1 protein-coding gene is annotated in these 248 nt (G+C 40.7%); it reads right to left on the bottom strand.

Features of this window, described 5'->3' with window-relative positions; all coding sequences use genetic code 11:
- Positions 1 to 215, bottom strand: a 215-nt coding sequence (gene rplD / locus SB658_RS26310) for a 50S ribosomal protein L4 (protein ID WP_410603441.1), incomplete at its 3' end; no start/stop codon positions are given.
- Positions 216 to 248 lie beyond the last annotated feature (33 nt).

The raw sequence follows: 248 nt of genomic DNA, 5'->3' as shown, positions 1-248 counted from the left end.
CGTCCAGTTCCTTTTTGACGCCATGGTTTACGACCACCACCACGAACTTCAGAACGAGTTTTTACTTTGTGTGTACCTTGACGTAAAGATGCACGTTGCATCATTACAGCTTCGAAAAGTACAGCTTCATTTGGTTCGATACCGAAAATAGCTTCAGCTAATTCGATTTCACCAACCTGTGAACCAGTTTGGTTATATACAGTAACTTTTGGCATTGGAATTCCTCCTTCCTATTGTGAATTATTTGC

Origin of the sequence: Bacillus sp. SIMBA_008 (assembly GCF_046535495.1) — a bacterium.
Taxonomy (GTDB): Bacteria; Bacillota; Bacilli; order Bacillales; family Bacillaceae; genus Bacillus; species Bacillus subtilis.
Note: the sequence above shows the minus strand (reverse complement) of the source record. Positions and strands in the feature narration are given on the sequence as shown.